The 24265-nt window shown below is 61.9% G+C and carries 17 protein-coding genes; 8 read left to right on the forward strand and 9 right to left on the reverse strand.

Going from position 1 to position 24265, the window contains the following annotated elements:
- The first annotated feature begins 154 nt into the window (after positions 1 to 154).
- From fabF to lgt, 6 genes are all read left to right on the forward strand, one after another.
- Positions 155 to 1405 carry a beta-ketoacyl-[acyl-carrier-protein] synthase II gene (gene fabF / locus ACYU7Q_RS14110; RefSeq protein ID WP_460610078.1) on the forward strand — a complete coding sequence of 417 codons (1251 nt, stop codon included), beginning with the start codon at positions 155 to 157 and terminating at the stop codon, positions 1403 to 1405.
- A 177-nt stretch (positions 1406 to 1582) separates the two neighbouring features.
- The gene (gene rnc / locus ACYU7Q_RS14115) at positions 1583 to 2308 is read left to right on the forward strand and encodes a ribonuclease III family protein (RefSeq protein WP_460610079.1); all 726 of its coding nucleotides are present in this window, start codon (positions 1583 to 1585) and stop codon (positions 2306 to 2308) included.
- Between the two features lie 171 nt (positions 2309 to 2479).
- Complete coding sequence (nadE, locus tag ACYU7Q_RS14120) at positions 2480 to 4396, forward strand: glutamine-dependent NAD(+) synthetase (RefSeq protein WP_460610080.1); 1917 nt, start codon at positions 2480 to 2482, stop codon at positions 4394 to 4396.
- A 203-nt stretch (positions 4397 to 4599) separates the two neighbouring features.
- Positions 4600 to 5241 carry an RNA polymerase sigma factor gene (locus ACYU7Q_RS14125; protein ID WP_460610081.1) on the forward strand — a complete coding sequence of 214 codons (642 nt, stop codon included), beginning with the start codon at positions 4600 to 4602 and terminating at the stop codon, positions 5239 to 5241.
- Positions 5234 to 5512 (forward strand): hypothetical protein, encoded by a 279-nt coding sequence (locus ACYU7Q_RS14130; protein ID WP_460610082.1) that lies wholly within the window; start codon positions 5234 to 5236, stop codon positions 5510 to 5512. Before ACYU7Q_RS14125 ends, ACYU7Q_RS14130 begins: the two co-directional genes overlap by 8 nt.
- Positions 5513 to 5589: 77 nt before the next feature.
- A complete protein-coding gene (lgt, locus tag ACYU7Q_RS14135) occupies positions 5590 to 6600 on the forward strand; it encodes a prolipoprotein diacylglyceryl transferase (RefSeq protein WP_460610083.1) in 1011 nt (336 codons plus the stop codon).
- A gap of 90 nt (positions 6601 to 6690) precedes the next feature.
- Here the strand turns inward: lgt and ACYU7Q_RS14140 are convergent, their stop codons facing one another.
- The 3 genes from ACYU7Q_RS14140 to ACYU7Q_RS14150 are packed head-to-tail and all read right to left on the reverse strand — an operon-like array spanning position 6691 to position 8621.
- The gene (locus tag ACYU7Q_RS14140) at positions 6691 to 7596 is read right to left on the reverse strand and encodes a hypothetical protein (RefSeq protein WP_460610084.1); all 906 of its coding nucleotides are present in this window, start codon (positions 7594 to 7596) and stop codon (positions 6691 to 6693) included.
- Positions 7597 to 7641: 45 nt separating this feature from the next.
- Positions 7642 to 7866, reverse strand: a complete 225-nt coding sequence (yidD, locus tag ACYU7Q_RS14145) for a membrane protein insertion efficiency factor YidD (RefSeq protein ID WP_198066967.1) — start codon at positions 7864 to 7866, stop codon at positions 7642 to 7644.
- 20 nt (positions 7867 to 7886) lie between these two features.
- Positions 7887 to 8621 (reverse strand): M48 family metallopeptidase, encoded by a 735-nt coding sequence (locus tag ACYU7Q_RS14150; RefSeq protein WP_460610085.1) that lies wholly within the window; start codon positions 8619 to 8621, stop codon positions 7887 to 7889.
- 166 nt (positions 8622 to 8787) lie between these two features.
- On the opposite strand from ACYU7Q_RS14150, the gene ACYU7Q_RS14155 reads away from it, so the two are divergent.
- Complete coding sequence (locus ACYU7Q_RS14155; protein WP_460610086.1) at positions 8788 to 9675, forward strand: hypothetical protein; 888 nt, start codon at positions 8788 to 8790, stop codon at positions 9673 to 9675.
- Between the two features lie 80 nt (positions 9676 to 9755).
- On the forward strand, positions 9756 to 11843 hold the full coding sequence (locus tag ACYU7Q_RS14160) for a hypothetical protein (protein WP_460610087.1): 2088 nt from the start codon (positions 9756 to 9758) through the stop codon (positions 11841 to 11843).
- A gap of 210 nt (positions 11844 to 12053) precedes the next feature.
- On the opposite strand, the gene ACYU7Q_RS14165 is transcribed toward ACYU7Q_RS14160, so the two are convergent.
- The 6 genes from ACYU7Q_RS14165 to ACYU7Q_RS14190 form a co-directional block, all read right to left on the reverse strand.
- A complete protein-coding gene (locus ACYU7Q_RS14165; RefSeq protein WP_460610088.1) occupies positions 12054 to 14000 on the reverse strand; it encodes a DUF3857 domain-containing protein in 1947 nt (648 codons plus the stop codon).
- A 41-nt stretch (positions 14001 to 14041) separates the two neighbouring features.
- A complete protein-coding gene (locus ACYU7Q_RS14170; protein WP_460610089.1) occupies positions 14042 to 16093 on the reverse strand; it encodes a DUF3857 domain-containing protein in 2052 nt (683 codons plus the stop codon).
- A gap of 55 nt (positions 16094 to 16148) precedes the next feature.
- A complete protein-coding gene (locus tag ACYU7Q_RS14175; RefSeq protein ID WP_460610090.1) occupies positions 16149 to 18209 on the reverse strand; it encodes a DUF3857 domain-containing protein in 2061 nt (686 codons plus the stop codon).
- A 106-nt stretch (positions 18210 to 18315) separates the two neighbouring features.
- Positions 18316 to 19506 carry an MFS transporter gene (locus ACYU7Q_RS14180; RefSeq protein WP_460610091.1) on the reverse strand — a complete coding sequence of 397 codons (1191 nt, stop codon included), beginning with the start codon at positions 19504 to 19506 and terminating at the stop codon, positions 18316 to 18318.
- A gap of 132 nt (positions 19507 to 19638) precedes the next feature.
- A complete protein-coding gene (locus tag ACYU7Q_RS14185; RefSeq protein ID WP_460610092.1) occupies positions 19639 to 20976 on the reverse strand; it encodes a hypothetical protein in 1338 nt (445 codons plus the stop codon).
- A 506-nt stretch (positions 20977 to 21482) separates the two neighbouring features.
- On the reverse strand, positions 21483 to 23312 hold the full coding sequence (locus ACYU7Q_RS14190; protein WP_460610093.1) for a T9SS type A sorting domain-containing protein: 1830 nt from the start codon (positions 23310 to 23312) through the stop codon (positions 21483 to 21485).
- Between the last annotated feature and the right edge of the window lie 953 nt (positions 23313 to 24265).

The following is a 24265-nucleotide window of genomic DNA, read 5'->3' on the forward strand; positions in this document are numbered from 1 at the left end:
GAGCACGACGAGCAATTTGCGTAAATAATCTTTACCCGACTTCCGCGTTTTGCCTGGAATGAATCCCTAAGTTCTGCGCATACCGGCCGGCTAGCCGCCGGCCGGTTTTGCTGTTTCATCCCGCTTCACCTTTCGCGCCCCTGGCGCCTGACTTATGTCGTCCATCCGACGGGTTGTCGTTACCGGCCTTGGAGCCATCACACCGCTGGGCAATACTGCCCCGGCTTATTGGGAAGGCCTGCGCACGGGCGCCAGCGGCGCGGCCACCATCACGCGCTTCGACCCCACCAAGTTCAAAACCCGCTTTGCCTGCGAAGTGAAAGGCTACGAAGCCGACAATTTCTTCGACCGCAAGGAGCACCGCAAAATGGACCTGTTCACGCAGTTCGCCGTGGTGGCTTCCGATGAAGCCATTGCCGACTCGGGCCTGCTGGAAAGCGGCGTCGACAAAGACCGCGTGGGCGTGATTTGGGGCTCCGGCATCGGCGGCCTGAAATCGTTGCAGGAAGAATGCTTCCAGTTTGAGCGCGGCGACGGCACGCCCCGGTACTCGCCCTTCTTCATCCCGCGCATGATTGCCGACTCCTCGTCGGGCAACATCAGCATCAAAAACGGCTTCCGCGGGCCGAATTTCGTGACGACGTCGGCCTGTGCCTCGTCGAACGACGCCATCATTGCCGCCTTCAACAACATCCGCCTCGGTCTGGCCGATGCCGTGATTACGGGCGGTTCCGAAGCGGCCATCACCGAATCGGGCGTGGGCGGCTTTAACGCCCTCAAGGCCATGAGCGAGCGCAACGACGACCCGGCCTCGGCCTCGCGGCCTTATGACAAGGACCGCGACGGCTTTGTGCTGGGCGAAGGTGCCGGCGCGTTGGTGCTCGAAGAATACGAGCACGCCAAGGCGCGTGGTGCCAAAATGTACGCCGAGCTTATTGGCGGCGGCATGTCGTCGGACGCCTACCACATTACCGCGCCCGACCCCAGCGGCAGCGGCGTGGTGCTGGTGATGAAAAATGCCCTGCGCGACGCCGGCATTGCCACCACCGACGTGGACTACATCAACACCCACGGCACCAGTACGCCCCTGGGCGACGGCGCCGAAATCAAGGCCATCGAGCAGGTTTTTGGCGAACACGCCGAGAAGCTGAATATTTCCTCGACCAAAAGCATGACCGGCCACCTGTTGGGCGGCGCCGGCGGCATCGAGGCTGTGGCCTGCCTGCTGGCCATGCACAACAGCATGGTGCCCCCCACCATCAACCTGCATACGCCTGACCCGGAAATCAACCAGGCGCTGAACTTCACGCCGAACGTGGCGCAGCCCCGCGAAGTGCGCGTGGCCATGAGCAACACGTTTGGTTTTGGCGGTCACAACACCTCGGTGATTTTCCGCAAGCTGTAGGTCGACGTTGTCAGCTAACAGTTTTTCGAACGTCATGCTGAGCGTAGCCGAAGCAGCTCTACCTTGCAACTAATCATTCTGTTTGATTTAGTATTGCGGTAGAGATGCTTCGGCTACGCTCAGCATGACGTTCTTTTTTGGGCTTTCTTTTCTGCCGAATCCTTAAAATCCTTTCCATTGCTTGGTTTCGTTTCCCGTTTTTTCGCGTCTGATAAATCGTTTCGGCAGGCGGTAGCCACCGTGACGGGCCAGACGCCCAAAAATGCCCAATTGTATCGGCTGGCGTTCACGCACTCATCGGCGGTGCGGCAGCAGCCGGCCATCGGCCGGCACCAAACCAATGAGCGGCTGGAGTTCCTCGGCGATGCCGTACTGGGCACGGTGGTGGCCGAATACCTGTTCAAAAAATACCCCTACGAGCAGGAAGGCTTCCTAACGGAGGTGCGTTCGCGCATCGTGAACCGCGAAAGTCTGAATGGCATCGCCCTCAAGCTGGGCCTCGATAAGCTGGTGCAGTTGGATGCTGCGCAGGGCCGCGCCGCCCGCTCGCGCTCCGTGAACGGCAACGCACTGGAGGCACTGGTAGGGGCGGTATACCTGGATTTGGGCTATAAAGCAGCCCGGAAGTTCATCCTTACGCGCCTCGTGAAGGGCTTTGTGGATGTGCACACGCTCACCACCACCACGGCCAACTTCAAAAGCAAGCTGGTGGAGTGGGCGCAGCGCCAGGGCAAAGCGCTGCGCTACGACATCACGGGCGAGGCCCGGCCGGGCGGCATGATGGAATTCACCGCCAACGTGCTGCTGGATGAGGAAGTGGTGGCCACCGGCATGGGCCTGAGCAAGAAGCAGGCGGAACAGCTGGCCGCCGAGCGGGCCCTGACGGAGTTGGGAGTAGCTTGATAAAAGGGTTGAAACTTGAGGGTTGAATGCTGAGTGAGATAACGGCAGGGAATAGCTAGGTGTAGTAAAAGTGCTGCTTCAAAAAACCATGTGGCTTAGCTGCCGTTGCTACTAATCGAAGCGTTTGACTGACTTCATTCAACCCTCAACATTCAAAACTCAACCCTGCTAATGCGCATCGCCGGAGCTGCCCTCAACCAGATTCCCATTGACTGGGAAAATAACCTTCGCAACATTCAAACGGCCATTGAGCAGGCCAAAAGTGCGGGCGTGGAGCTGCTGTGTCTGCCCGAGCTGTGCCTGACTGGCTACGCCTGTGAGGACCTGTTTCTGAGCAACTGGATGCCCGAGGCGGCGCTGGCCCACCTGCAAAAGGTGCGCGAATGGACGCAGGGCATTTGCGTGGTGGTGGGGCTGCCGGTGCGCCTGCCGGGCCGCACGTATAACACGGCAGCGGTGCTGCGCGATGGCCAGATTCTGGGCTTCGCGGCCAAGCAATTTCTGGCCAATGACGGCGTGCATTACGAAACCCGATTTTTCGTGCCGTGGGTAGCGGGCGAAACCAGCACCGTGAGCTGGGAAGGGGAGACGTGGCCGCTGGGCGACCTCATTTTTGAGCACCAGGGCGTGCGCTTCGGCTTCGAGATTTGCGAGGATGCCTGGCGGGCCGATAATGTGCGGCCGGCCTGCCGGCTGATGGGCAAGGTGGATTTGATTGTGAACCCTTCGGCCAGCCATTTCGCGATGAGCAAAACCGATGTGCGCTACCAATTGGTAATGAAGGCTTCGCGCACGTTCGACTGCACCTATCTCTACGCCAATCTGCTGGGCAACGAGGCCGGCCGCATCATTTTCGATGGCGAAATTCTGGTGGCCCGCAACGGGCATTTGCTGAGGCGCAACCAGCTGCTGAGCTTCAAGGAAGTGGATTTGGAGTGGGTGGACGTGGATTTCACGACCAAGCCGGAGCCGGCGGCGGAAATCGTGCCGTTGCCCGCACCCGATGAATACAAGGAGTTGAACCAGGCCATGAGCCTGGGCCTGTTTGATTACCTGCGCAAGGCCCGGAGCAAGGGCTTCGTGCTGAGTTTGAGCGGCGGGGCCGACTCCTGTTTTTGCGCCGTGGGCGTGGCCGAAATGGTACGTCTGGGCGTGGCGGAACTGGGCCTGGACGAGTTTAAGCGGCGCAGCGGCTGCTTCCCGGCGGCGGGTGAAACCGTGGTGCAGCAAGCCGGAGCGGGCGGCAGCGCCGCGCAGGTTGTGGAAACGCCGGAGGCGGCAAGTGACTTGAGTACCAACCAGCAGCTGGTGCGGCAATTATTGACTTGCGCCTACCAAGGCACCGTTAATTCTTCGGATGACACCTTCAACTCGGCCAAAGAGTTGGCTGATAGCATGGGGGCGCGGTTTTATAATTGGGGCATCGACGAAGAGGTGACCGGGTACGTGGGCAAAATCCAGGGCGCGCTGGGCCGGAAGCTGACCTGGCAAACCGACGATTTGGCCCTGCAAAACATTCAGGCGCGGGTGCGGGCCCCCGGCATCTGGCTGCTGGCCAACGTGCAGAATTGCCTGCTCATCACCACTTCCAACCGCTCGGAGGCCAGCGTGGGCTACTGCACCATGGACGGCGACACGGCCGGCAGCATCTCGCCCATCGCGGGCGTGGACAAGGACTTTGTGAAAAAGTGGCTGCGCTGGGCCGAAACCGAATTAGGATACGCGGCCCTGCGCCACGTCAACGCCCTGCAACCCACCGCCGAGCTGCGCCCGCTCGAAGACAAGCAGACCGATGAGCGCGACCTCATGCCCTACACCCTGCTCAACCGCATCGAGCGACTGGCCTTCTACGACCGTCTCAGCCCGAAGCAGGTGCTGGCCGCGCTGGATGCAGAAAACACCGGTTTCGACCACGAGCAACTGAAAGCCTTCGTACGCCGCTTCTACAGCCTCTGGAGCCGCAACCAGTGGAAGCGTGAGCGGTATGCGCCCTCGTTTCATCTCGATGATTACAACGTGGACCCACGCTCCTGGCTGCGGTTTCCGATTCTCAGCGGCGGATTCAGCGAAGAGCTGGCGGCGCTGTAGCTTGTATTTCAGCTTGCGCCGGGCCGGAAACGTCGGGATTGAAAAGCTATGCACTGATAATCAGGGCGTGGCTTAAAAGGTATAAGGGGCGGCGCAAGTTTTCAGCGTTGCATGGTCCTAACCCTGTGCAACTTCAATGGGCGCATTAGCGGGCCGATTTGGGCGTTGCAAAGTCGTGTTTCCAACTCTCAATTCCGGCACCTGTGGCTTACACCATTCCGCTGTTTCTCACGCCTGAAACGTCCACCTGCGCCGCCTCGATTAGCCCGGCTGTCGAGGCGGAGGCCGACCTGATAGCGCAGCTGCAGGGCGGGAGCGAGGCCGCGTTTCGCGCCTTGGTCGAGCGGTACCAGACGCGCGTGTACCGTACGGCGTTTTCGCTGCTGCGCAACCCCGAAGAAGCGGAAGACGTGGCCCAGGAGGTATTTGTGGAAGTGTACCAAACCATCGGCCGGTTTCGGGGCGATGCGGCGCTGAGCACCTGGCTCTACCGCCTGGCTACGTCCCGGGCGCTGAAAAACCGCCGCCGGGCCCAGGCCAAAAAGCGCCTGGCTTTCTTTACCAGCCTGCTGGGCTTCGGCAATGAGGTGTTGCACGAGCCGCCCGACCACGCCCACCCGCTCACGCTGCTAGAGGGCCAGCAGCAGTTTCAGCTACTGCTGGCCCACATTGCCCGCCTGCCCGACCAGCAGCAAGTGGCCTTCACGCTGCGCCACGAGCAGGAGCTGAGCTACGAGCAAATAGCGGCCGTGCTCGGCACCACCGTGGCCGCTGTCGAATCCCTGTTGTTTCGCGCCCGGCAAACCCTCCGCAAACACGTTCAGCCGTCTTTTCGCCATGTCTAATTTCGATGCCCGCCCCGATACCGACCAGCAATGGGAGGACCTGATAGGCCAGCTGCGCCACCAGCCACTGGCGCAGCCCCGTCCGTTTTTCTACAGCCGCGTACAGACCCGGCTGACTTCCCACAGCCACCAGGCCGGACTACCAAACTGGATACGCCGGCCCGCCTACGCCCTGCTGCTCGGCGCACTGGTGCTGGTCCTGGGCGGCGACGGCCCGGCGTTGGCGTCGGGAGGCGCGCCGGTGACGGCCAGCGCGCCCGCCCCGCGCTGACGGCACCTGCATTTTTCGCTGCCCGGTGCCAAGCCGGGGGCTGAGTACCTTTGGCCTTCTATTTCATTTTCGCTCGCATGCTTCCTTCTCTCGACGCCATTCTTTGGAACGTCAACCCCATCATTGCTCACCTCGGGCCGGTCACGCTGCGCTGGTACGGGCTGTTTTTCATGCTGCCCTTCGTGGTCGGCACGTTTATCCTCACGCACATCTACCGTTCGGAGCGGGTGTCGCCGCAGTGGGTCGATGTGATTACGATTTACATGCTCATCGGCACCATTGTGGGGGCGCGGCTGGGACACATGCTGTTCTATGATTTCGATGCCCTGAAAGCCGACCCGATGGTGGTATTCAAAATCTGGCAGGGTGGGCTGGCCAGCCACGGCGCAACCATTGGCATCTTGCTGGCCTGCTGGTTGTTTGCGCGCAACAACAAGTTCGATTATCTGTGGGTGCTCGACCGCATTGTGATTGTGGTGGCGCTGGGCGGGGCCTGCATCCGCACCGGCAACTTGATGAACTCCGAAATCGTGGGCAAGCCCACCAGCGCGCCGTGGGCCTTCACCTTCCCGCGCGATGCCGACCACCTGCTGCCCGTGACGCGCCCGCTGCCGGCCGGGGCCGTGCAGGTGGCCGCTGAGCCCGTGCGCTTTCAGGACGGCACCACCAGCTACCGCCTGCTGGCCGAAGGCACGCCCGTAGCACCCGAAGCACCCATGGCCGTGCCGCGCCACCCCACCCAGATTTACGAGGCATTGTTCTGCATTTTCCTGCTCATTCTGCTCTATTCGATGTGGAACCGCACCAAGGAGCGCACGCCGCGCGGGCAGCTGTTCGGCCTGTTTGTGGTGCTGTTGTTCATCCAGCGGTTTCTGGGCGAGTACCTGAAGGAGAACCAGGTAGCGTTTGAAAACGGCCACCTGTTCAACCAGGGCCAGCTGCTGAGCATCCCATTGATTTTCATTGGTATCTGGGTGCTGTGGCGGGCCGGCAAAGACCCCGAAAACCCCTACGGCTACGCCCCGCGCGACCTGGGCAAGGAAGGCGACCCACAGCCCACGCCCGGCCTGGACCAGCCCCGCGCGTAGTTTCCGCCGCATAAAAAAGGCGGTTTCGCAAGGCTTGGCATGACGTCCAACCTTGCGAAACCGCTTTTGCTTATCCGATAATGCAGCTGGTTAGGGCAGCTTATACTCGTACAAATCCCCCTTCTCGGTGCTGATGAGCAGCGTGTTGTCGTTCTTGAAAACTGCGCCTTCCGTCTGCCCGGCCCCGGCCAGCGACACCTGCCGGGGCGTGGCTTTCAGAATTTCAGCCCAGGAATTGCCGTCGAGAATAAACAGCTCGCCCCGGCCCAGCAGCACCAGGCGGTGGCCGTCGGCACGCAGCGCGGCATCGGTTACCTGGCCGGGAATGGCCAGGCCGGTGATTTTCTTGGCCGTGTAGGTGCCGGGCTGGTCGGGCACGGTGTACACGTTGCTGGTGCGGTCCTGGCCCCGGTCTTTGGTGAAAAGCCATACCTGGCCATCGTGCCAGAGACTGGCCTCGCAGTCAAAATTGCGCTGCTTTTTCTTGGGCGGAAACTCGCGCTGGTCGGGGTAGCTGAAGGCGATGGTGCCGACGGACTTGGGGCTGTCGGGCCGGAATTTGAAGATTTTCAGGTCGCGGCGCTGGCTTTCGTTGTTGCCGCAGTCGCCGATGTAGTAGTTGCCGCTGCCGTCGCGGCTCAGGCTTTCCCAGTCGGTGTTGGTGGCTGGCACGTCGATGGTGCGAATAAGCTGGCCTGTGCCGCTGATTTCGTAGAGTGTGGGCGAGTTGCCGTCGTCGCCGAAGCTGAAATAGTTGCCGCTTTCCGGAGCGGGGGCCAGGCCCGAGCTTTCGGGCACCACACCTTTGAGGGAGCCAACTTTGCTGAGGCCGACGATTTCGGCGGCGGCGTCCTTGTTCTTGCGGCGGTCGCCACCCTTGGGCATATCACTCCCCGCGCTCGGGGGCGAATCGGTGGTTTTATCGGACTGAGCCTGGGAGCAGGCTGCGGTGAGCATCAGGACCAACGCGGCCGGCACGAGGGGAATAAAGCGCATTTAACGTATAACAACAGGTGAGCCTGCCTATACGCAAGCTGCCGTTCAGGGTACGGGGTCGTAGCCGTGGCCGCCCCAGGGGTGGCAGCTGGCAATGCGCCGCAGCGCCAGCCACCCGCCGCGCCACGGCCCGTACTTGTTGATGGCCTGCACCGCATACACCGAGCACGTGGGCGCGTAGCGGCAGCTCGGCGCGGTGAGCGGCGAAATAAAGCGCTGGTAGAACCAGACGAGGCCAAGAAAGAGGGCGCGAAAGAAGCGGGATAACATAGCCAAGAGAAAAACAGGAGCTACTTCGGCAGCGCGTTCAGCTCGGCTTTCCACCGTTTCCAGTCGGGCAGCAGGCGCGTTTGCAGGTCGTAGAAAGCCTTGGAATGGTCGCCTACCAGCAGGTGACAGCACTCGTGCAGCAGCACGTAGTCGAGGCACTCGGGGCGGGCGCGCACCAGTTCCGGCGAGAGGCGAATACGGGCCGAGCGCGGCGTGCAGCTTCCCCAGCGCGTCCGCATCTGGCGCACAGAGAGGGTAGGACGGGTCAGTTTGAACTCCGCGAAGCGCGGCCACACCCGCACCAGCGACTCAGCGAAAAGCGGCCCGGCCTGACGAGCGTACCAAGCGTGGAGCAACGCTTCGGCCTGCGCCGAAGTGAGAGGCGCGGGCGTGGCCATGATTAATTCGTCGCCTTCTACCGTTACCGCGGCCCGGCGGGCTTCGGTAAAGCGCAGTTGATAAGGCTGGCCCTGGTAGTAATGGGTGCTGCCCGCCTCAAAATGCCGGGTGGGAGCGGGGGCGGGCCGATTGGCAAACGCTTCCTGGTGCTTCAGAATCCAGTCGGCTTTTTTCAGCACTTGCTGGGCCACCCACTCGGGCGAGGTGCCGGCCGGGGCGCTGATGTGCACGCTGCCATCGGGCCGCACGGCGAAGCCGATGGTGCGCCGCGACCGGAACACGAGGGTGTAGCTGAGGGATTGATTTCGGTAAGCAATGGTTTCGCGGCGGGGCGCGGCAGAGAAGGAGCGGGGCATAGAATAGCAAGTTCGGCAGTAGTGCCGGAATGCTTAACCACGCGGGCCAGCAAAATAATTTCGGACCGGATTGAGCCAATCGCAGCCGAGGTGCTACCTTACCGTTATGAAACACGGTTTACCTAAATATATTTCTACTTTCTGCTTTTTTATCGTCGTCTCCGTCTTGATACCAGGAGCGGCGGCGTGGGCGCAGGGCAGCGGTCCCGGCGTGCGCGGCGCCCGCGCCGCCGCGCTCAGCAACGCCTCGGTGGCCCTTGCCGGCGAGGTGTGGAGCATGGGCAACAACGTGGCCGGCATCAGCGAAATCCAGCGGCCCAGCGTGGGTTTCTATGCTGAAAACCGCTATTTCAGCTCGGCCCTGAATGTGGGCGCGCTCACGGTAGCACTGCCCCTGGGCCGCACCACTGCCCCCGATGCGGGCGGCGTAATGACCGGCGCGGAAGGCGCCGCACCGTCGCTGAGCCCCGCGGCTACGCCTACCTGGGCGCGCAACGGCGTGGTGGCCTTTGAGGCGCAGCGCTTCGGCGGTGTGCTCTATAACGAAACCCGCGTGGGCGCAGGCTACGCCTACCGCTTCGGCCAAATCAGCCTGGGGGCGCGGGCCGATGTGCTGCAAGTGAGCATCGAGGGCCTGGGCAGCCGGCGCGTGGTGCTCGGCACGCTGGGCGGGCAGATTGAAATCGTGCCCCGGCGGCTCAGCTTCGGCGCTTCGCTCTACAACCTCAGCCAGACGAAGCTGGCCAGCTACCAGGACGAGCGGGTACCCACCATCCTCAAGGCCGGCCTGGCCTACCGTCCCGGCAGCCAGGTGCTGCTGCTGGTCGAAACCGAAAAGGACGTGGAGCGCGCCGCCAATTTCAAGGTCGGACTGGAATACCGGCCGGTGCCGGTGCTGGCCGCCCGCCTGGGCCTAGCCTCGCTCACCGAGCAGGCCAGCGCGGGCATTGGCGTGCTGGCGGGTGCGTTTCAGATTGATTACGCGGCCGCGTTTCAGCAGGCACTGGGTTTCAGCCAGCACGTAAGCGTGAGTAAATCGTGGGGCGGGAAGTAATGCGGAAAAATCTACGCTTACGCCTTGGTTTCAACCTGCGAAATGGGTTGGCCGGGCTCACGGTTTGCGGAGCCTTGCTCATGGGGCAGGCCGCCAAAGGCCAAGACTACGTGCGCCGCACCCCGGATTTGGACCGCCTGACGCAGGAGCTATTTGCCGAAATCCAATCGGATGAAGTGCCTTACGAGGACCTCTACGAGACGCTGCTCCAGTATTACCAAACGCCTATCAACCTCAACACCGCGACCCGCGAAGAGCTGCGTTCGCTGCTGCTGCTCAATGAAAATCAGATAACCACGCTGCTCAACCATCGCCAGGCCAACGGCGACCTGTTGAGCGTGTATGAGCTGCAAAGCATTGAGGGCTACGACCTGCGCACGATAAACCGCATTCTGCCCTTTGTGAGTGTGCAGGCGGGCGGGGCCAATTCCAGCCGCGGCACTCTCTGGCAGCGCATTGCCCGCGAGGATAATAACGCCCTGTACCTGCGCTACGAGCGGGTGCTGCAGCAGCGGCAGGGCTACACGCCGCCCACGCTCTACCAGGGCCAGCCCACTACGCGCTACCTCGGCTCGGCCGATAAGATGCTGATTCGCTACCGGGTGAGTCACACCAAGGATTTCAGCGTGGGCTTTTCGATGGAAAAGGACGCCGGCGAGCCCCTGGTGTGGAATCCTAAGAACGGGCAGTTTGGGGCCGATTACGTGTCGGCGCACCTGCTCATTCAGGAGCGGGGCAAGCTGAAAGCGCTGGCGCTGGGCGACTACCAGCTGCAATTTGGGCAGGGCCTGCTGCTGTCGTCGGGCTTGGGCGTGGGCAAGGGCGCGGAAACGATTACCACCCTGCGGCGCTCGTCGGTGGGCGTACGGGCGTATTCGTCGCTGCTCGAAAACTCGTTTTTTCGGGGCGGGGCGGCCAAGTACCAAGTGGCGCCCACGGTGCAGGTCACGGGTTTTGTGTCGCACAAGAACGTGGACGCCAACCTCCAGCAAAGCCAGGATTCGCTGGCGCAGTACGACGAATTCACTTCGGGCTTGCTCTACACCGGCTTCCACCGCACAGCCTCGGAAATTGCCAACCGGCACCGGCTGGCCGAAACTATCGGGGGCGGCAATGCCACTTACACCAGCCGCGATGGCAACCTGGCCATCGGCGCCACCGGCGTGTTCACGCACTACGGCACGCCCATTCTCAAGCGCCCCGAACCGTATAACCACTTCGAGTTTAGCGGCCGCGAAAACCTGGCCCTGAGCCTGAATTACAGCTACGTGTACCGCAACTTCCTGCTGTTTGGCGAAACGGCGCGCAGCACCGGTGGTGGCCTGGGCACCGTGAACGGCCTGCTGGCCAGCCTCGGCTCCAGCGTGGACGCGGCCCTGCTGGTGCGGCACTATGATTCCGACTTTCATACCCTCTACGGCAACGCGTTCAGCGAAAACACCCGCAACATCAACGAAACGGGCGTTTACATCGGACTGAAAGTGCGCCCCGTGGCTCGCTGGGAAATCTCGGCTTACTACGACCAGTTCCGCTTCCCGTGGCTGCGCTACCGCGCCAGCGCCCCCACCGACGGCCACGACGCCCTTGTGCGCATTGCCTACACGCCCACCAAAACCAGCCTGCTCTACGTGCAGCTGCGCCAGCGCCTCAAGCCCCGCGACCTGGCCAGCGCCGACCTCCTCAACCTCGACCCCAACCGCGCCCTGCCGCTGCCCGGCGAGCAGCTGCGCCAGAGCATTTTGGTGTACTACAACACGGCCATTTCGCCGCAACTGGAATTGCGCACCCGCATGCAGGCCCTGCGCCTGCGCGACGACGACGGCCTGGCCTGGCGTAGCGGCTACGTGCTGGCCCAGGACGTGGGCTACCAGTTCAACCGCACCCTCAAGCTCACGGCCCGCTACTCCATTTTCGACGCCGACGACTACGACTCCCGCCAGTACGTGTTCGAGCAGGATGTGCAGCTGGCCGTATCGGTGCCGGCCCTCTACGGCCAGGGCACGCGCATCTACGGCCTGGCCGAAATTCGCATCAACCGCGCCATGACGCTGTGGCTGCGCTACGCTGAAACCCGCTACCGCCACCAGGATGTGGTGGGCACGGGCCTCGAATCCATTCAGGGCTCGCTGCGCGGCGAAGTAAAAGCACAGTTGCGGGTGAAATTTTAGGCTTCGGCTGTCATTGCGAGTAGAGCGCAGCGCAACGCGGCAACCCGTCCTCTCTCAGCGACCAGCCTAATAATGTGACAATGACTTTTTATCATAAAAAAGCTCCGGTACAATAGAGTACCGGAGCTTTCTGGTAAAAGAGTGGGTCTGATTTTGACAGGACGGATTGCCGCGTTGCGCTGCGCTCCACTCGCAATGACAGGCGAGGTCTTAGCTTTCCGTTTTCAGCAACACCACCTGCATCTTATCCGCCACGCTGATTTTGCGGCGGAAATCGAGGTAGTCGGCGTAAGCGGTTTTGGGCAGGTGGCCACGCTTCAGCTCCAGCCGGCGGATGTACTGCACAGTGCCATCGGGCAGGGTGGCGTACTGGCTGACGTAGGTGCCGTAGGCGGTGCTAAGCTGCACGGGAGCGGGCAGGTTTTCGGGATGGAAGCCGGCGGGCAAGTGCAGCCGAACGGTGTCGGCGTGCAGGCTGGCGTGGTCGAGCCACAGGTCGGCCTGGCGCTCGCCTACTTGCGCGGGCAGGGCGGGCATCCGGCTCAGCAGGTTGGGGTTGATGAACACGCGCTTGCCGCTGGGCGGGGCGAAGCCCGGCAATGCCAGCGCCAGGTTTTCGACCACGCCCGGCAGCGGGCCGGCCGGTGCTGCGGCCAGGTTAAATTTGGTGAGGGTGAAAGTAGGCAGCTTGAGGTGGTCGGTGACGTATTTTTTCTGTTCTACCGGCCCCAGCTCGTGCAGCAATTGGGCGTAAAGGTCCTGCTCCTGGCCGGTGCGCAGCGTGCGGGCCGTGGCCGTGGCGTTGCCCGTGGCGTCGAGAAACAGGTCGAGGCGACGCACCTGGCGGTTTTCGGCGGTGCTGTAGCGGGGCGTAGCTACCAGCTTGCCGCCCTCGGGCGTGAGCAGCAGCGCGTGCCGATTGCCGGTGAAGCTGCCCATGTAGCCGAAGGCATTGGTCTGGCTGGTGCATTCCAGCCACAGCGTATCGGTCAGGCCGCCCTTAGCCGGCGGCACGCACAGAATGGCGTGGTTAAACTGCGAGCTGGGGAAGTCGGCGTGCAGGTCGCCGTGGTTGGAGCCGGCGCCTACCAGGGCCACGTAGGCGGGCACGTTGGCGGCGGCCAGCAAAGCTTTGGTGTAGTTGCTCAGGGCTTTGCAATCGCCGTAGCCGCTGCTGGCCACGGCGCTGGCCGGGAAGGTCTGCCAGCCGCCCAGGCCCAGCTGCACCGAGATGTAGCGGGTGCTGCCCTGCAGCATTTCGTACACGCGCTGGGCGCGGGTGCGGGCATCGGGGGCATTGCGCACCAGCTCCTGCACCTTGGCCAGGGTGGCAGGCGGCAGCACGTCGCGGCCGGCGTTCAGCTCGTAGCTCCACTGGCCCAGGCCCTGCCAGGTGGCGCAGGTGCCCTTATGGCCTTGCACCTCAAAGGCGCCGGGGGCCAGCGCCACGGCTGGCGTCAGGGAGGCAAGGGGCGGGGCGGCCTCTTCTTCGTCCATAGCCGGCAGGTTGGCCAGCGTCCACTCATAGGTTTCCTGGCTGCCGACGGTGGTGTGTACCACGGCAGCGCCGGCGGGCAGTCGGCGCTCCTGGTAGCGCAGGGGCAGCGCACTGGGCGTCACCACGTGCAGCGTGGCGGCCTGTACGGCCACGCCCTCGGCTTCCTGCGGCTGCCAGCTGGGGTAGAACAAGGTGTTGTCGGACACGATTTCGTAGTCGAACTCCACCGTGTAGGGCGTCTGCGGCTGGCGCAGGTCGGCGTAGCGCACCCGCACGTCGGTCATGAAGCTGCCGCCCGCGTCGCCTACGCCCTGGTCGTGGATTTCGGCGGCGCGCAGCTGGTGCAGCAGGCGGCCGTCGGCATCGTACACGGCCCCGCGCAGGTAGCTCAGCGAATTCAGGGCGTCGTAGCTCACCATGTGGCGGCCGAGGTCGTCGCCGCCATCGCTGAGCACCGTCACCACGCGGTGCACGGTGTGCACCAGCCGGCTGGCCGATTTCACGGTCACCACTTCGTCGTCGGCCCGAACTACGGCGTTGGCGCCTTCGCGCAGGGCTGCCGGAATATCGGCCACTGCGTATTTGGGCGCGGGCGCGGCCGGGCGCATCAGGAAGCTGCCAAGTGGCAGCACGGCCAGGAAAGAAAGCAGGGCTTTCATCAGATAAAAATCAGGGTAGCTAAAATGACCTCAATAGCCGGTTAAGCTTTCTTCTTGATAATCAGTCGCTCGTTCTGCTTTTCCAGCATCAGGCGGTAGAACTCGCGGAGCTGCGCATATTCTTCGGCCGCGTACACGGGCTTGCGCAGGCTCATGCGGCTCATGAGCTGCACCACGCCGGGCGCCGTGGGCGTGACGGTGTACATGAAGCGCCCACCGCCCTCGGGCATGTCTATAATGGCGGGCTTGGGCAGTTCGGCCAGTTCGTAGCCGGCGGGCAGGGTCAGGGTCACCATCGTGGTTTCATCCTGCGGCGCGCCAAAGTCCACGGGAAACAGTCGGTCGTCGTGTCGGAAAGGGTTTTGCTCGGCGCCGAATTCGCGCAACGGGCTCAGGTAGAGTTGGTCGGCGGTGGCGTTATCGTCGGCAGGCTGCGTAAATTCGTAATCGAGCGACAGCGGCTTGTCCACGTTTTCGCGTTCGGTCACAACAAATTTTGGCACTGTCCAGCTGCTGTGGGGGCGGGTTACCTTGGCCAGGTATTTCTTCTCGCCCAGGGTGCTTAGTTCCTGGCGGGCATCGGCTCCGGCGTAGCCGCCGTGCTCCTCGTGCACTTTGCCGGTGAGGCCACCTTTAGCATCCATCGTAAGGGCCACCTGCTGGTAATGCACGTAGCGCTGGGCCGGGGTGAGCTCGACCCAGCGGCCGTCTTCGGCCTTTTTCATCACGAGCCGTCCGGCCTGGTTGAGGCAGCGGTCGGGCAGCACGCCGCAGGGCAGCAGCGGCTCGGTGGCATCCACCAGCAGGTCCTTGCCATTGGCCAGCGGCACCAGCGCAAGCACGTAGTTGAAGCGCGACAGCATGGGCTGGTTTTGGTCTACGCGGCCGTGACTGCGGGTGCTCAGCAGTAGCGGATGGGCCGGAATTTCCGCCGCCCGCAGGGCCGCGATGAGCAGCAGGTTCACGTCGGCCGAGGTGCCTCGGTGCGCATCAAATGCCTTGCGCAGCGATGCCGTGGTGGTGTAATGATTGGTGCCGTCGTAGCGCACGGCGGCCATCACCACCTCGCGCACGGCGGCGGCGCGGGCCGAGAGGTCGGGGTATTTCGCCACGAGTGGCACAACCTGGTCCTTCAAAAAGCCTCCTCGGTCAAGCTGCCCGCCAAAGTTGTCGCTGCTCAGCAGTTCCTCGTCGATTTTGGCCCAGGTGCCGGATACATTCTGATAGGGCCCCCCCGGGAACTGCTCGCCGGCCAGCTGGAAGGTGATGCGGTCCAGGTAATCTTCCGACGTGGTCATGTACGGCTCGTCGCGGAAAGCGGGCAGGTCCTTCATCGCCCAGTTATAGTTGGTAACGTTCGCCGAAACGGCATCGCTGGAGGCCGACTGACGCGAAGCGGAGAAGCCGCCGCCCGTGGCGCCACCGGCCGTGTGCACCGTAAATTGCATTACACCCTCACTCTTCGACTGCACGGCCAGCGCGTGGTAGCCCTGTTGCAGCATCTTGTAGTGGAAATACTCTGGAATGCTGGCCCGGAATTCGCTCCAGCGCACCGGAATTCCGCGCTGAAACGTCCAGTCCTGAAAGTTGAACAGGAAGTCAGAAATCACCGTGTAGTTGTACTCAATCACCGAACCCTCGCGCACATCGGGCATCGTAAACTTGCGCACCCGCACGTTGGAATTTACGTTCTCGGTGAAAGTGTTAGTGCCGTCCAGCTTGGTTTTCACCACCTGGCCATTCACCAGGTTGTAGGTGGTGCCCCGTAGGCTCGATATTTTCTCCTGATTTTCGCCGCGGTGGTACAACGGGATTTCCACCGTAGCCGCGTCGTAGCCGGCTTTTTTCAGAATTTTAATGCGCGTAGTACGCTCCGATATCAGCTGGAAATCGTTGTTGTTGTACTGGAAGTTGGTGGTGCCGTAGTCGCAGAGCACCACTGCCGCCGCGGCCGAGTCGCCCACGAACGGGGCGGGCGTGAAGTCCTTGGGGTCGGGCTTGCCAAATTTGATGGGTTCGGTCTGGGCCTGGGCCGTGAGGCTGGCCAGTACCAGGGCGGCCAACGCCGCCGGATAGCGTAAGGAGTGCTTCATAGAAAGCGGGTCAGGAAAGGTTAAGGGGAATTGATTGCAGAAAAAGCGCCGCCGTTTAGCTGCCGGCTTTCTTTTGAATGATGAGCTTCTCGCCCTGCTTTTCCAGCAGCAGGCGGTAGAGCTCGCGCAGGTTGGGGTATTGCGCGGCACTGTACACGGTGTTGCGCAGCGTAAGGCGGCTGGTGAGCGTCACTGCCCCCGGCGTGGCCGCCACGCTGCACATATAGCGGCCGCCGCCATCAGGCAGCTCCACCACGGCGGGCTTGGGCACGGCGGCTAACTCGTAGCCAGCGGGCAGCGTCAGGTTGATGACCAGGGTTTCGTCCTGCGGAATGCCAAAGTCGACGGCAAAGTCCCGTTGTTCGCGCCGAAACGGGTTTTGGCCAATGCCGAACTCGCTCAGCGGGCTCAGGTAAATTGAGCCGGTAGTCGCCGCGCCCTCAGCGGGCTGCGCGAATTCGTATTCCAGTACCAGGGGCTTGGCTACGTTGTCGGCCTGGGTCAGAGTGGGCTTGCTCAGCGTCCAGTTGTCGTGGCGCTGCGCGGTGGCGGCAAGGTATTTTTTCTCGCCCTGGCCGGCCAGCTGGGCGCGGGCCTCAGCCCCGGCGTAGCCGCCGTGCTCGTCGTGCACCTTGCCCGTGAGGCCGCCCTGTGCATCCAGCACCAAGGCCACCTGCTGGTAGCGTACACGGCGCTGGGTGGGAGTGAGGTCCACCCAGCGGCTTTCTGCCGGGTTTTTGGTGATGAGGCGGGCCACCCGGTTGAGGCAGCGCTGGGGCAGCACGCCGCACGGGAGCAGGGGCTCGGTGGCATCCACCAGCAGGTCTTTGCCATCGGCCAGCGGTACCAGCGCGGCCACATAATTAAAGCGCTCCAGCAGCGGGTATTCCTTGCTCACGGCACCGTGGTTACGCGTGCTCAACAGCAGCGGTTGGGCCTCAATGCCGGCCTCGCGCAGGGCCGAAATGAGGAGCAGGTTCACGTCGGCCGCGGTGCCGCGGTGGGCATCAAAGGCCTTGCGCAGCGGCTCGGAGGCATAGTAGCGGTCGGTGCCATCGTAGCGCACGGCGGCCATCACCAGTTGGCGTACGGCGGCGGCGCGGTCCGTAATAGCCGGGTATTTGGTGGCCAGGCCTTCCAGTTGGCTTTGCATGAAGCCAATGTGGCCCAAACGGCCGCCAAAATCCTCATCAGCCAGCAGGCGGGCGTTGATTTTCTCCCAGGTGCCGGTCAGGTCGTGGTAGGGCGCGTCGGGCCACTGCTCGCCGGTCAGCTCAAAGTCGAGCCGGGCCACGTAGTCCCCGGCCGTGGTCATAAATGGCTCTTCGCTGAAGGCTGGCACGTCTTTCAGCGCCCAAGTGTGCTCCTCGGTGGGCGCGTTGATGTTGAGAGTGCCTGTGGTTTGGCCGGAGCTCAGGCCCCCGCCCGAAGGGATTTTATTGTCGAGCACCAGGTTGGTCGAGCCCACTGTGGCCTTGTTCACGGCGAAAGCCTGTGCGCCCTGGTAAAGGATTTTGTAGCGGTAAAACGACGGAATGCTCACCCGATACTCACTCCAGCGCACGGGAATGTCACGCTGAAACGTCCAGTCCTGAAAGTTGAACAGAAAATCCGAGGTCAGGGTATAGGCGAATTCTACCACCGAGCCCACCCGCACATTGGGCAGCGTGAACTTCTGCACGCTGATGGTGGGCGTGCGTTTTTCCAGAAACGCCCCGCTGGTTTCGAGCCGGGTTTTCTCCACGGCGTTGTTCTCCAGGTTGTAGGTGAAGCCCCGCAGGTTCGAAACCTTTTCCTGGTCGTTGTCGCGATGGTAGAGCGGGATTTCGACGGTGGCGTACTCGTAGCCGGGCTTTTTAAGAATTTTGATGCGCGTTACCCGCTCAAAAACCACCTGGAAATTGCCGCCCTGGCCCTTCAGGCGCGAGCGGCCAAAGTCGCACAGCACCACGGCCGAGGCCGCGCTATCGGCCACAAACGGCGCGGCTGTGAGCTCCCGACTATCAATCACCCCAAACTTAATGGGCTCGTTCTGCGCCCGGGCCGAATAGCTGGCAATCAGCAAAAAAGCCGACAATGGGCCCCGCCAGCGGCCGGCGAGTAAAGATGCTTGCATGCAGAAAAAAGAATGGAGTAGACAATCTTTGAACCCCTAAAACTAAGGAAATTCATTTAAAAATCATCTATAGTCCATCCTATTTTTTAGCTAAGGCCCGGCGCGGCTACACCACCTCTTCGGCCAAAGGCTCGGGCGTGCCATCAGCGGCGGGCGAGTGGCCGGCGGGCCCGTCTTTGGGCACCTGCAGCAGGTACACCAGCGCCGCCAGCACGCACAGCAGGCTCAGGCCGTGCACGTAGGGCAGGCGCGTGGCGTGGTTGCTGAAAATCCAGCCCGCCGCCAGCGCGCCCAGTCCGATGCCGGCTTCGAGCGCGATGTACATGGTGGCCACGGCGCGGCCCCGGCGGGCGGGCTCGCTCAGGTCGATGGTCCAGGCGTAGAGGGTGGGCGAATTCAGGCCCGTGCCCAGCCCAAACACCACTGCGCCCAGCAGAAACACCGGCACCGAGGGCGTCCAGACCAACAGGGCCAGCCCCAGCGCTAGCCCGGCCGTCGACCAGCGCAGCACCGGCACCCGCCCGTATCGGTCCGACGACTTGCCCGCCACCAGCCGCACCGCCAGCGAGGCAATGGTGTAGCACAAGTAAAACCAGCCCTTGTGCGAGCCCGTGAGGCCCAGCAGCCGGCTCTGGTCGGGAATCACGGTGAGCACCGCCCCGAACGGAAACAGGCACAGCAGCGTGGTGAGGGCCGCCGGCAGCACCCGGGGCTCCAGCACCTCGCCCCAGTTCAGCCTCAGCAATTTGAAGCTAAACTTCTCCCGCTGGGCCACGGGCAGCGTTTCGGTAAGGGTGCCCTGCACCACCAGCGAGAGCAGGGCCGCCGCGCTAGAGCAGTAAAACATGGTGTTGAGGGAGAACGTGGCCGCCACCCACGAGCCGAACGCCGGTCCCGCCGCCATGCCCAGGCTGCCCGTCACGCCCAGCAAGCCCATGGCCTCGCCGCGCCGCTCCACGGGCACGATATCGGCAATGAAGGCGGCCGTGCCCGTGGGTTTGAAGCCCGTGCTGAACCCGTGCAGCAGCCGCAGCCCCAGAAACCCCGTGACCGTGAGCGCCCACGGATAGAAAAACCCGCACACGAAGCACACCAGCGAGCCAAATACCATCACCGGAATGCGGCCTACGGTATCGGCCAGCTTGCCCGAAAACGGCCGGCTGAGCCCCGCCGTGAGGGTAAACAGCGCAATGATGAAGCCCTTGTACTCGCCCCCGCCCAGCCGGGTGAGGTGGTCGGGCAGCTCGGGCAGCAGCAGGTTGAAGCTGAGAAAAAACAGGAACGACGACAGGCACATCAGCCAGAATCCACTTCCGTAAGCCTGGGGTACTTTGGGTGGGGTTAAAGTGGGTATGGAGGCGCTCAAGGTGCTTTCTGCTATTTAATGTTATCCAGGGTGCGCCACGTTTATCACGGATTTGCCACCCTTTTATGCCACCCTTTTTCGGGCCGTGCGGCGGTACCAGGCCAGCAGCTCGGCCTCGTTGATGCCCAGGTAGTGGTTGAAGCTCGACTCGGTCTGATGGCCGGTTGTCATCATCACCTGGGCGCGGGGCACGCCCTGGGCGACCTTGAGCGTGGCGAACGTTTTGCGGCCCAGGTGGTAGCTCAGGGCCACCCGCTCGAGGCCGGCCAGCGCCTGCACGTGCGGCAGGTAAAGGTACGGATGATTGAGGCGGGGCAGGCAGAATTTGGGGTCAGCGCCGGCGTAGGCGCGCAGCAGGTCCGCCGGCTGGAACACGTCGTCGTCGACCAGGGGGATGATGCAGGTGACGCCGGTTTTGCTGGCCTTCACCCGGGCCACGTCGCCGTGCAGCTGGGCCGGGCGCTGGGCGTCGGCATCGCCGATGCGCAGGGCCGTGTAGGTGCAGAGCAGGAACTTGTCGCGGCACACGCGCAGGCGCCGGTGGTGCTCCTCGGTGCTTATCATGCGCCGGATGCCGGCGCTGGGCTGCTCGGGGAAGTGCGCCCGCACGTAGGCCCAGACGGCCGGGTGGTCGAAGTCGATGCCGGCGATGGCGCGCACCTCGTCCTCGGTGAGCGAGTCGACGAAGACCTGGTACTCGACGGGCTTGAGCTCGTCGCGGAAGCGGCGGTACATGGGGTGGCCCTCGTACACGGCCCAGGTCAGGAAGGCGCGCACCAGGGCCAGGTAGTGGTTGTAGGTGCCCGGGCCGCGCCCGAGCGGACCGAGCAGGTGGTTGCGGAACGCCTCGCTGAAGCGCAGGTCGAAGCTGGCGTAGGTGAGCGCCGTGGGCCAGGCCTGGGCGAAGCTGGCCAGGTCGGCGGCGGCGCGCCGGTGGTTCTGCACCACCTTTTTGGCAATGGGCTGGCCGGTGCGGCGCGAGATGCGGGCCGCCACCACGGTTTCGACCCAGTGCGCCATTTCCTCGGCCACCGTGCGCGGCACTGGGACCGGCGGCCCGGGAACGGGTAGGGGGGCATCGGGGCCGGCCGCCAGCACGAGGTAGCGGCGCTCGATTTCGGCTTTCATGGCGGCCTTGTCCAGCGTCCGGCCGGCCATCGTGGCCGCGTGCTCGGCGGCGGTGGCAGCGTCGGCGTAGCGGTCGAGGACGGTGTTGACGTCGTCGAGGTAGGTGTTGGGCTTGGCCTTGGTGCGGCCCCGCTTGGCGTCCCAGTCCTTGGGCTTCACCTTCTGGCCACTGCTCAGGCGCAGGCGCTGACCCGCCCAGCAGAAGGTGAGCTGGATGCGGGCGAGGCCTTTTTTGCCGGCCCGCTCAGCGAGGAGTTGACGGGTTACTTCCATAGGCTGAAAAGTACGACGCGACGTGGTAGAACACGTAAACGCACTGCATGAAGAAGTAAAAGGTAATGCTCTGAATACTTATGTTTAACGTCTGACAAAGCCAACATTTGAGTACTGGTCCCTATCTGGCTACTTTTTGCGGATTGATATTCGGTCTGCGGATGGTCGTGCGGAGCGACGAAAGGCAGCGGTATCAACTTTGAGTGTCGGGGCAAACGCCTTGTGCGTTGGACTGGCTGCGCCTTTGATACACGGCGGCTTTTGGCTAAGCTTGGTTACGGGCGTTGTTCTTGCTTGAACGGGCACGAAAAGGGAAGAGCATCAAAAAGTATGGGGCAGTCCTCTCTAGACGGAAACATAGAAGCTATTTTTGAATTGCCCCACACTTTTTGATGCTCTCCCCTTTTCTGAAAACCGATATAGAGGGCTGGATTTATAAAAAGAGGCCGCTGACGAAAGTCAGCGGCCTCTGGGATGCCGGGTTTTCTGCTAAACGGACAGCTTGTTTATTGCTTGCCCAGGCTAATCGTTTCGGTACGCTTATTAGTAACCATGCGCACCATATACGAGCCCGTTGGCAATGCCTGCTTCGGATGCCAGGAAATGGTTTGCTCTCCAGCGGCAGGCAGCGTTAACGTCTCCAGTACCCGTCCGCTCAAATCCGTAACTTGTAGCCGTTGTACCGATTCCTGCGACTGCAGGTGGAGACTAAAATCTACGGTTTGCGTAAACGGGTTCGGAAATGCCTGAACCGCTTTTACTGGGGTTTGCGTCGATGAGGTGGGGTTCCCCTGGTTGCTAACGCGGTTCAAGGGTGTGCCCGCGGGCGTATTCGTCAGCTTATACCCCAAATCCGACGCTGTCTGATTCACGAACAAATGGGCCGATGATTTGGAGTCTCCGCAGTAGCGCGCTGCCACGCTGGGATGAAGTTGGTCCCCCTCGGTCAAGGTGTTCACCCGGCTGTAATCGCCGGTTCCGGCAGATAACCCAGCTAGCCAGGTGCGGCTCCAGATATCTTTCCCCTGGCCGTTTTCGTAGTCCCTGCCCGTCCAGCTTACGATGTACTGGTTGTAGAAGGATTTGTTATTATCCCCCCCATAATAGGCTACAACGGGCTCATCTGCTTCCCGGTCGGTCATCTCTGCGTTAATAACCGCGACCTCATGGTATTCGTTATTGGCATACCCGTAGTTGAAGATGTAATGGGCGGGGCCTGAAAAGCATCCGCCACCGGAGGTTTGTGCCCGCACTACTTCCATCTCATTCGGGGCATTGATATTCGGGGTTGCAGCGATACGGGGGGGATTAACCACATCATTGATGGCGTAAACGCGGGTCAATCCCGTGCTGCCTTGCAGCTGACAAATGTCAAAAGACACTTGTTTTATCACCAGGTTTATGCCCGCCGTCACCGGGGGAGGCCCCTGGGTAGCACTGCTGTTGATGTAAGCCAGCCAAATCTTGCCCTGCGGAGTCACTGCAATGTCCGGCAGCAACGTTTGATTGGCTAGTACCGGCGGATTTTGGTAAGGGGCCGTGCCGCTGAAGTCACGGGATACCGCGAAGCCACGCGTGTTGCAGCTCAATCCCCCATCGATTTGGCCCAGGAGAAAATAGCCTTCGGCGAAAGTCAGGTTACGCGAAATGTACGTGTAGCCGGGAGGCGGGTAGGATGCCGACACGACCGTAATCTGAGCTGTCTCAACGGAAGATTCCTGCCAAGCAATGCCAACGACCCCATCCGCATTTGCATCAATGTTAGGAGCGGAGTGTTCTCGTAAAACGGGGTCTGGTTGAAAACCAAGGACATTGGGCAGTTGGTTGCCACTGCCTAAGGGCAGCGAACTGCCTTGCATGACAAAGGCGGACCCATTCCATAAGTAAACATTGCGATAAACTCTATTGGCCCCACTAGCGTCGGAAAGGTATACCACGTCGGCGTACAGATTTCCATTGTAATAAGCCATGGCTACATCAGGGTCGCTGAGTTCACCTCCGGCAGTACAAACTATGTCCATCGCATCCTTGAGAACTGGGACAGTACTACCGGCTGTAAACTTGCTCCACGAGAGGGTGACCGTTGTCCTACCAAGATTATAATCCCACACCATCGCCTGCAAGTTCTGGTCGGAACTTTTCAGGCGGATGACGTCGGTGCCGGTATGGTTTGCCCCGGCTTGGGTACCGGCCCCGGCATTGTTAGCGTATACCGGTGGCCCATCGGAGCTGGAAGCAGAAGGAGGAAGAAAACTCTGGGCAGCTGCCGTGCCTGTCGTCAGGATTGCCAACGTCAGGGCAAAGCAGCTTAAAGTAGCTGGGGTAAAAAGCTTCATGTTTGTTTCGGAAAGTAGAGAACGAAAACGGATTGGGGTTTCAATCATTATTTTCGCACAGGACGTGGAAACCCACCCAACGCCTCTTGTGGCATAGTAATCCAGTTAAAGCAGGGAAATAAAAGTGGCGCGAAGACGGCAAAGGCATGAGCATGGGATGACCCGGCAGGCACCCCACGTTCGCCGGTCGGTTTTCGCAAACGACCGGTAGAAGAGCAGAAGTCAAGAAACTATGCCACGACCAGGCGCTTGGTCAACGGTCCCTCGCTGCTGAGCAGGCGTAAGACGCAGAGGCCTGCCGGCGAATTGCTGAGGGCCAGCTCCGCCCATATTTTGGGTGCTCGGCCAGGGGCGGGTGATACGAAGCCCTGCTGCACGGCCCGACCCAGTGCATCGGTCAACGTAAGCCGCCCAGTTGGCCGCAACAAGGGGTGGGTACAAGGAGCGTGGCAGAGTGGTGGACGGAATTGGGAGATAGTCGGCCGATGTGGCCGTAGTACCGCCCACATCGGTGTAGCTTGCGGCCGAGGCTGGGCCAGCAAACGAGAGCGTGGCAGTGCCCGTCGCAATGGTGGGAACAGGTAGGCCCGTAGGGGCGGTGCGGTGCGCCCCCCCATGCAAGGGAAGCAGTAGCAAAAAAGGGAAATGGCAAAGAATGCAGATGTATTACATTCTAATAACCAATGCTTTTGGTCTTTCCGTTGGGTAGATTTGTGCATAGCGTAGTGGGGGCATAGGAAAGGTGGAAAACCCAATAGGCTGCCAATACTCGAAATAAATTTGAGTAAAAGCCAACGCAGTCCTTGAGGTTACTCAAGGGCTTGGTGCGGAAACGCGAAGAGGAAACTGGGGGCCGTAAAGCAGCAAACAGAGTGTGGGAAACGCACAAACTGCGGAGTATCTACCAACGGCAGATAGTCAGGAGTTTGGTAGATAAAACTCAGTGACGACGT

This window comes from Hymenobacter terrigena (assembly GCF_054776515.1).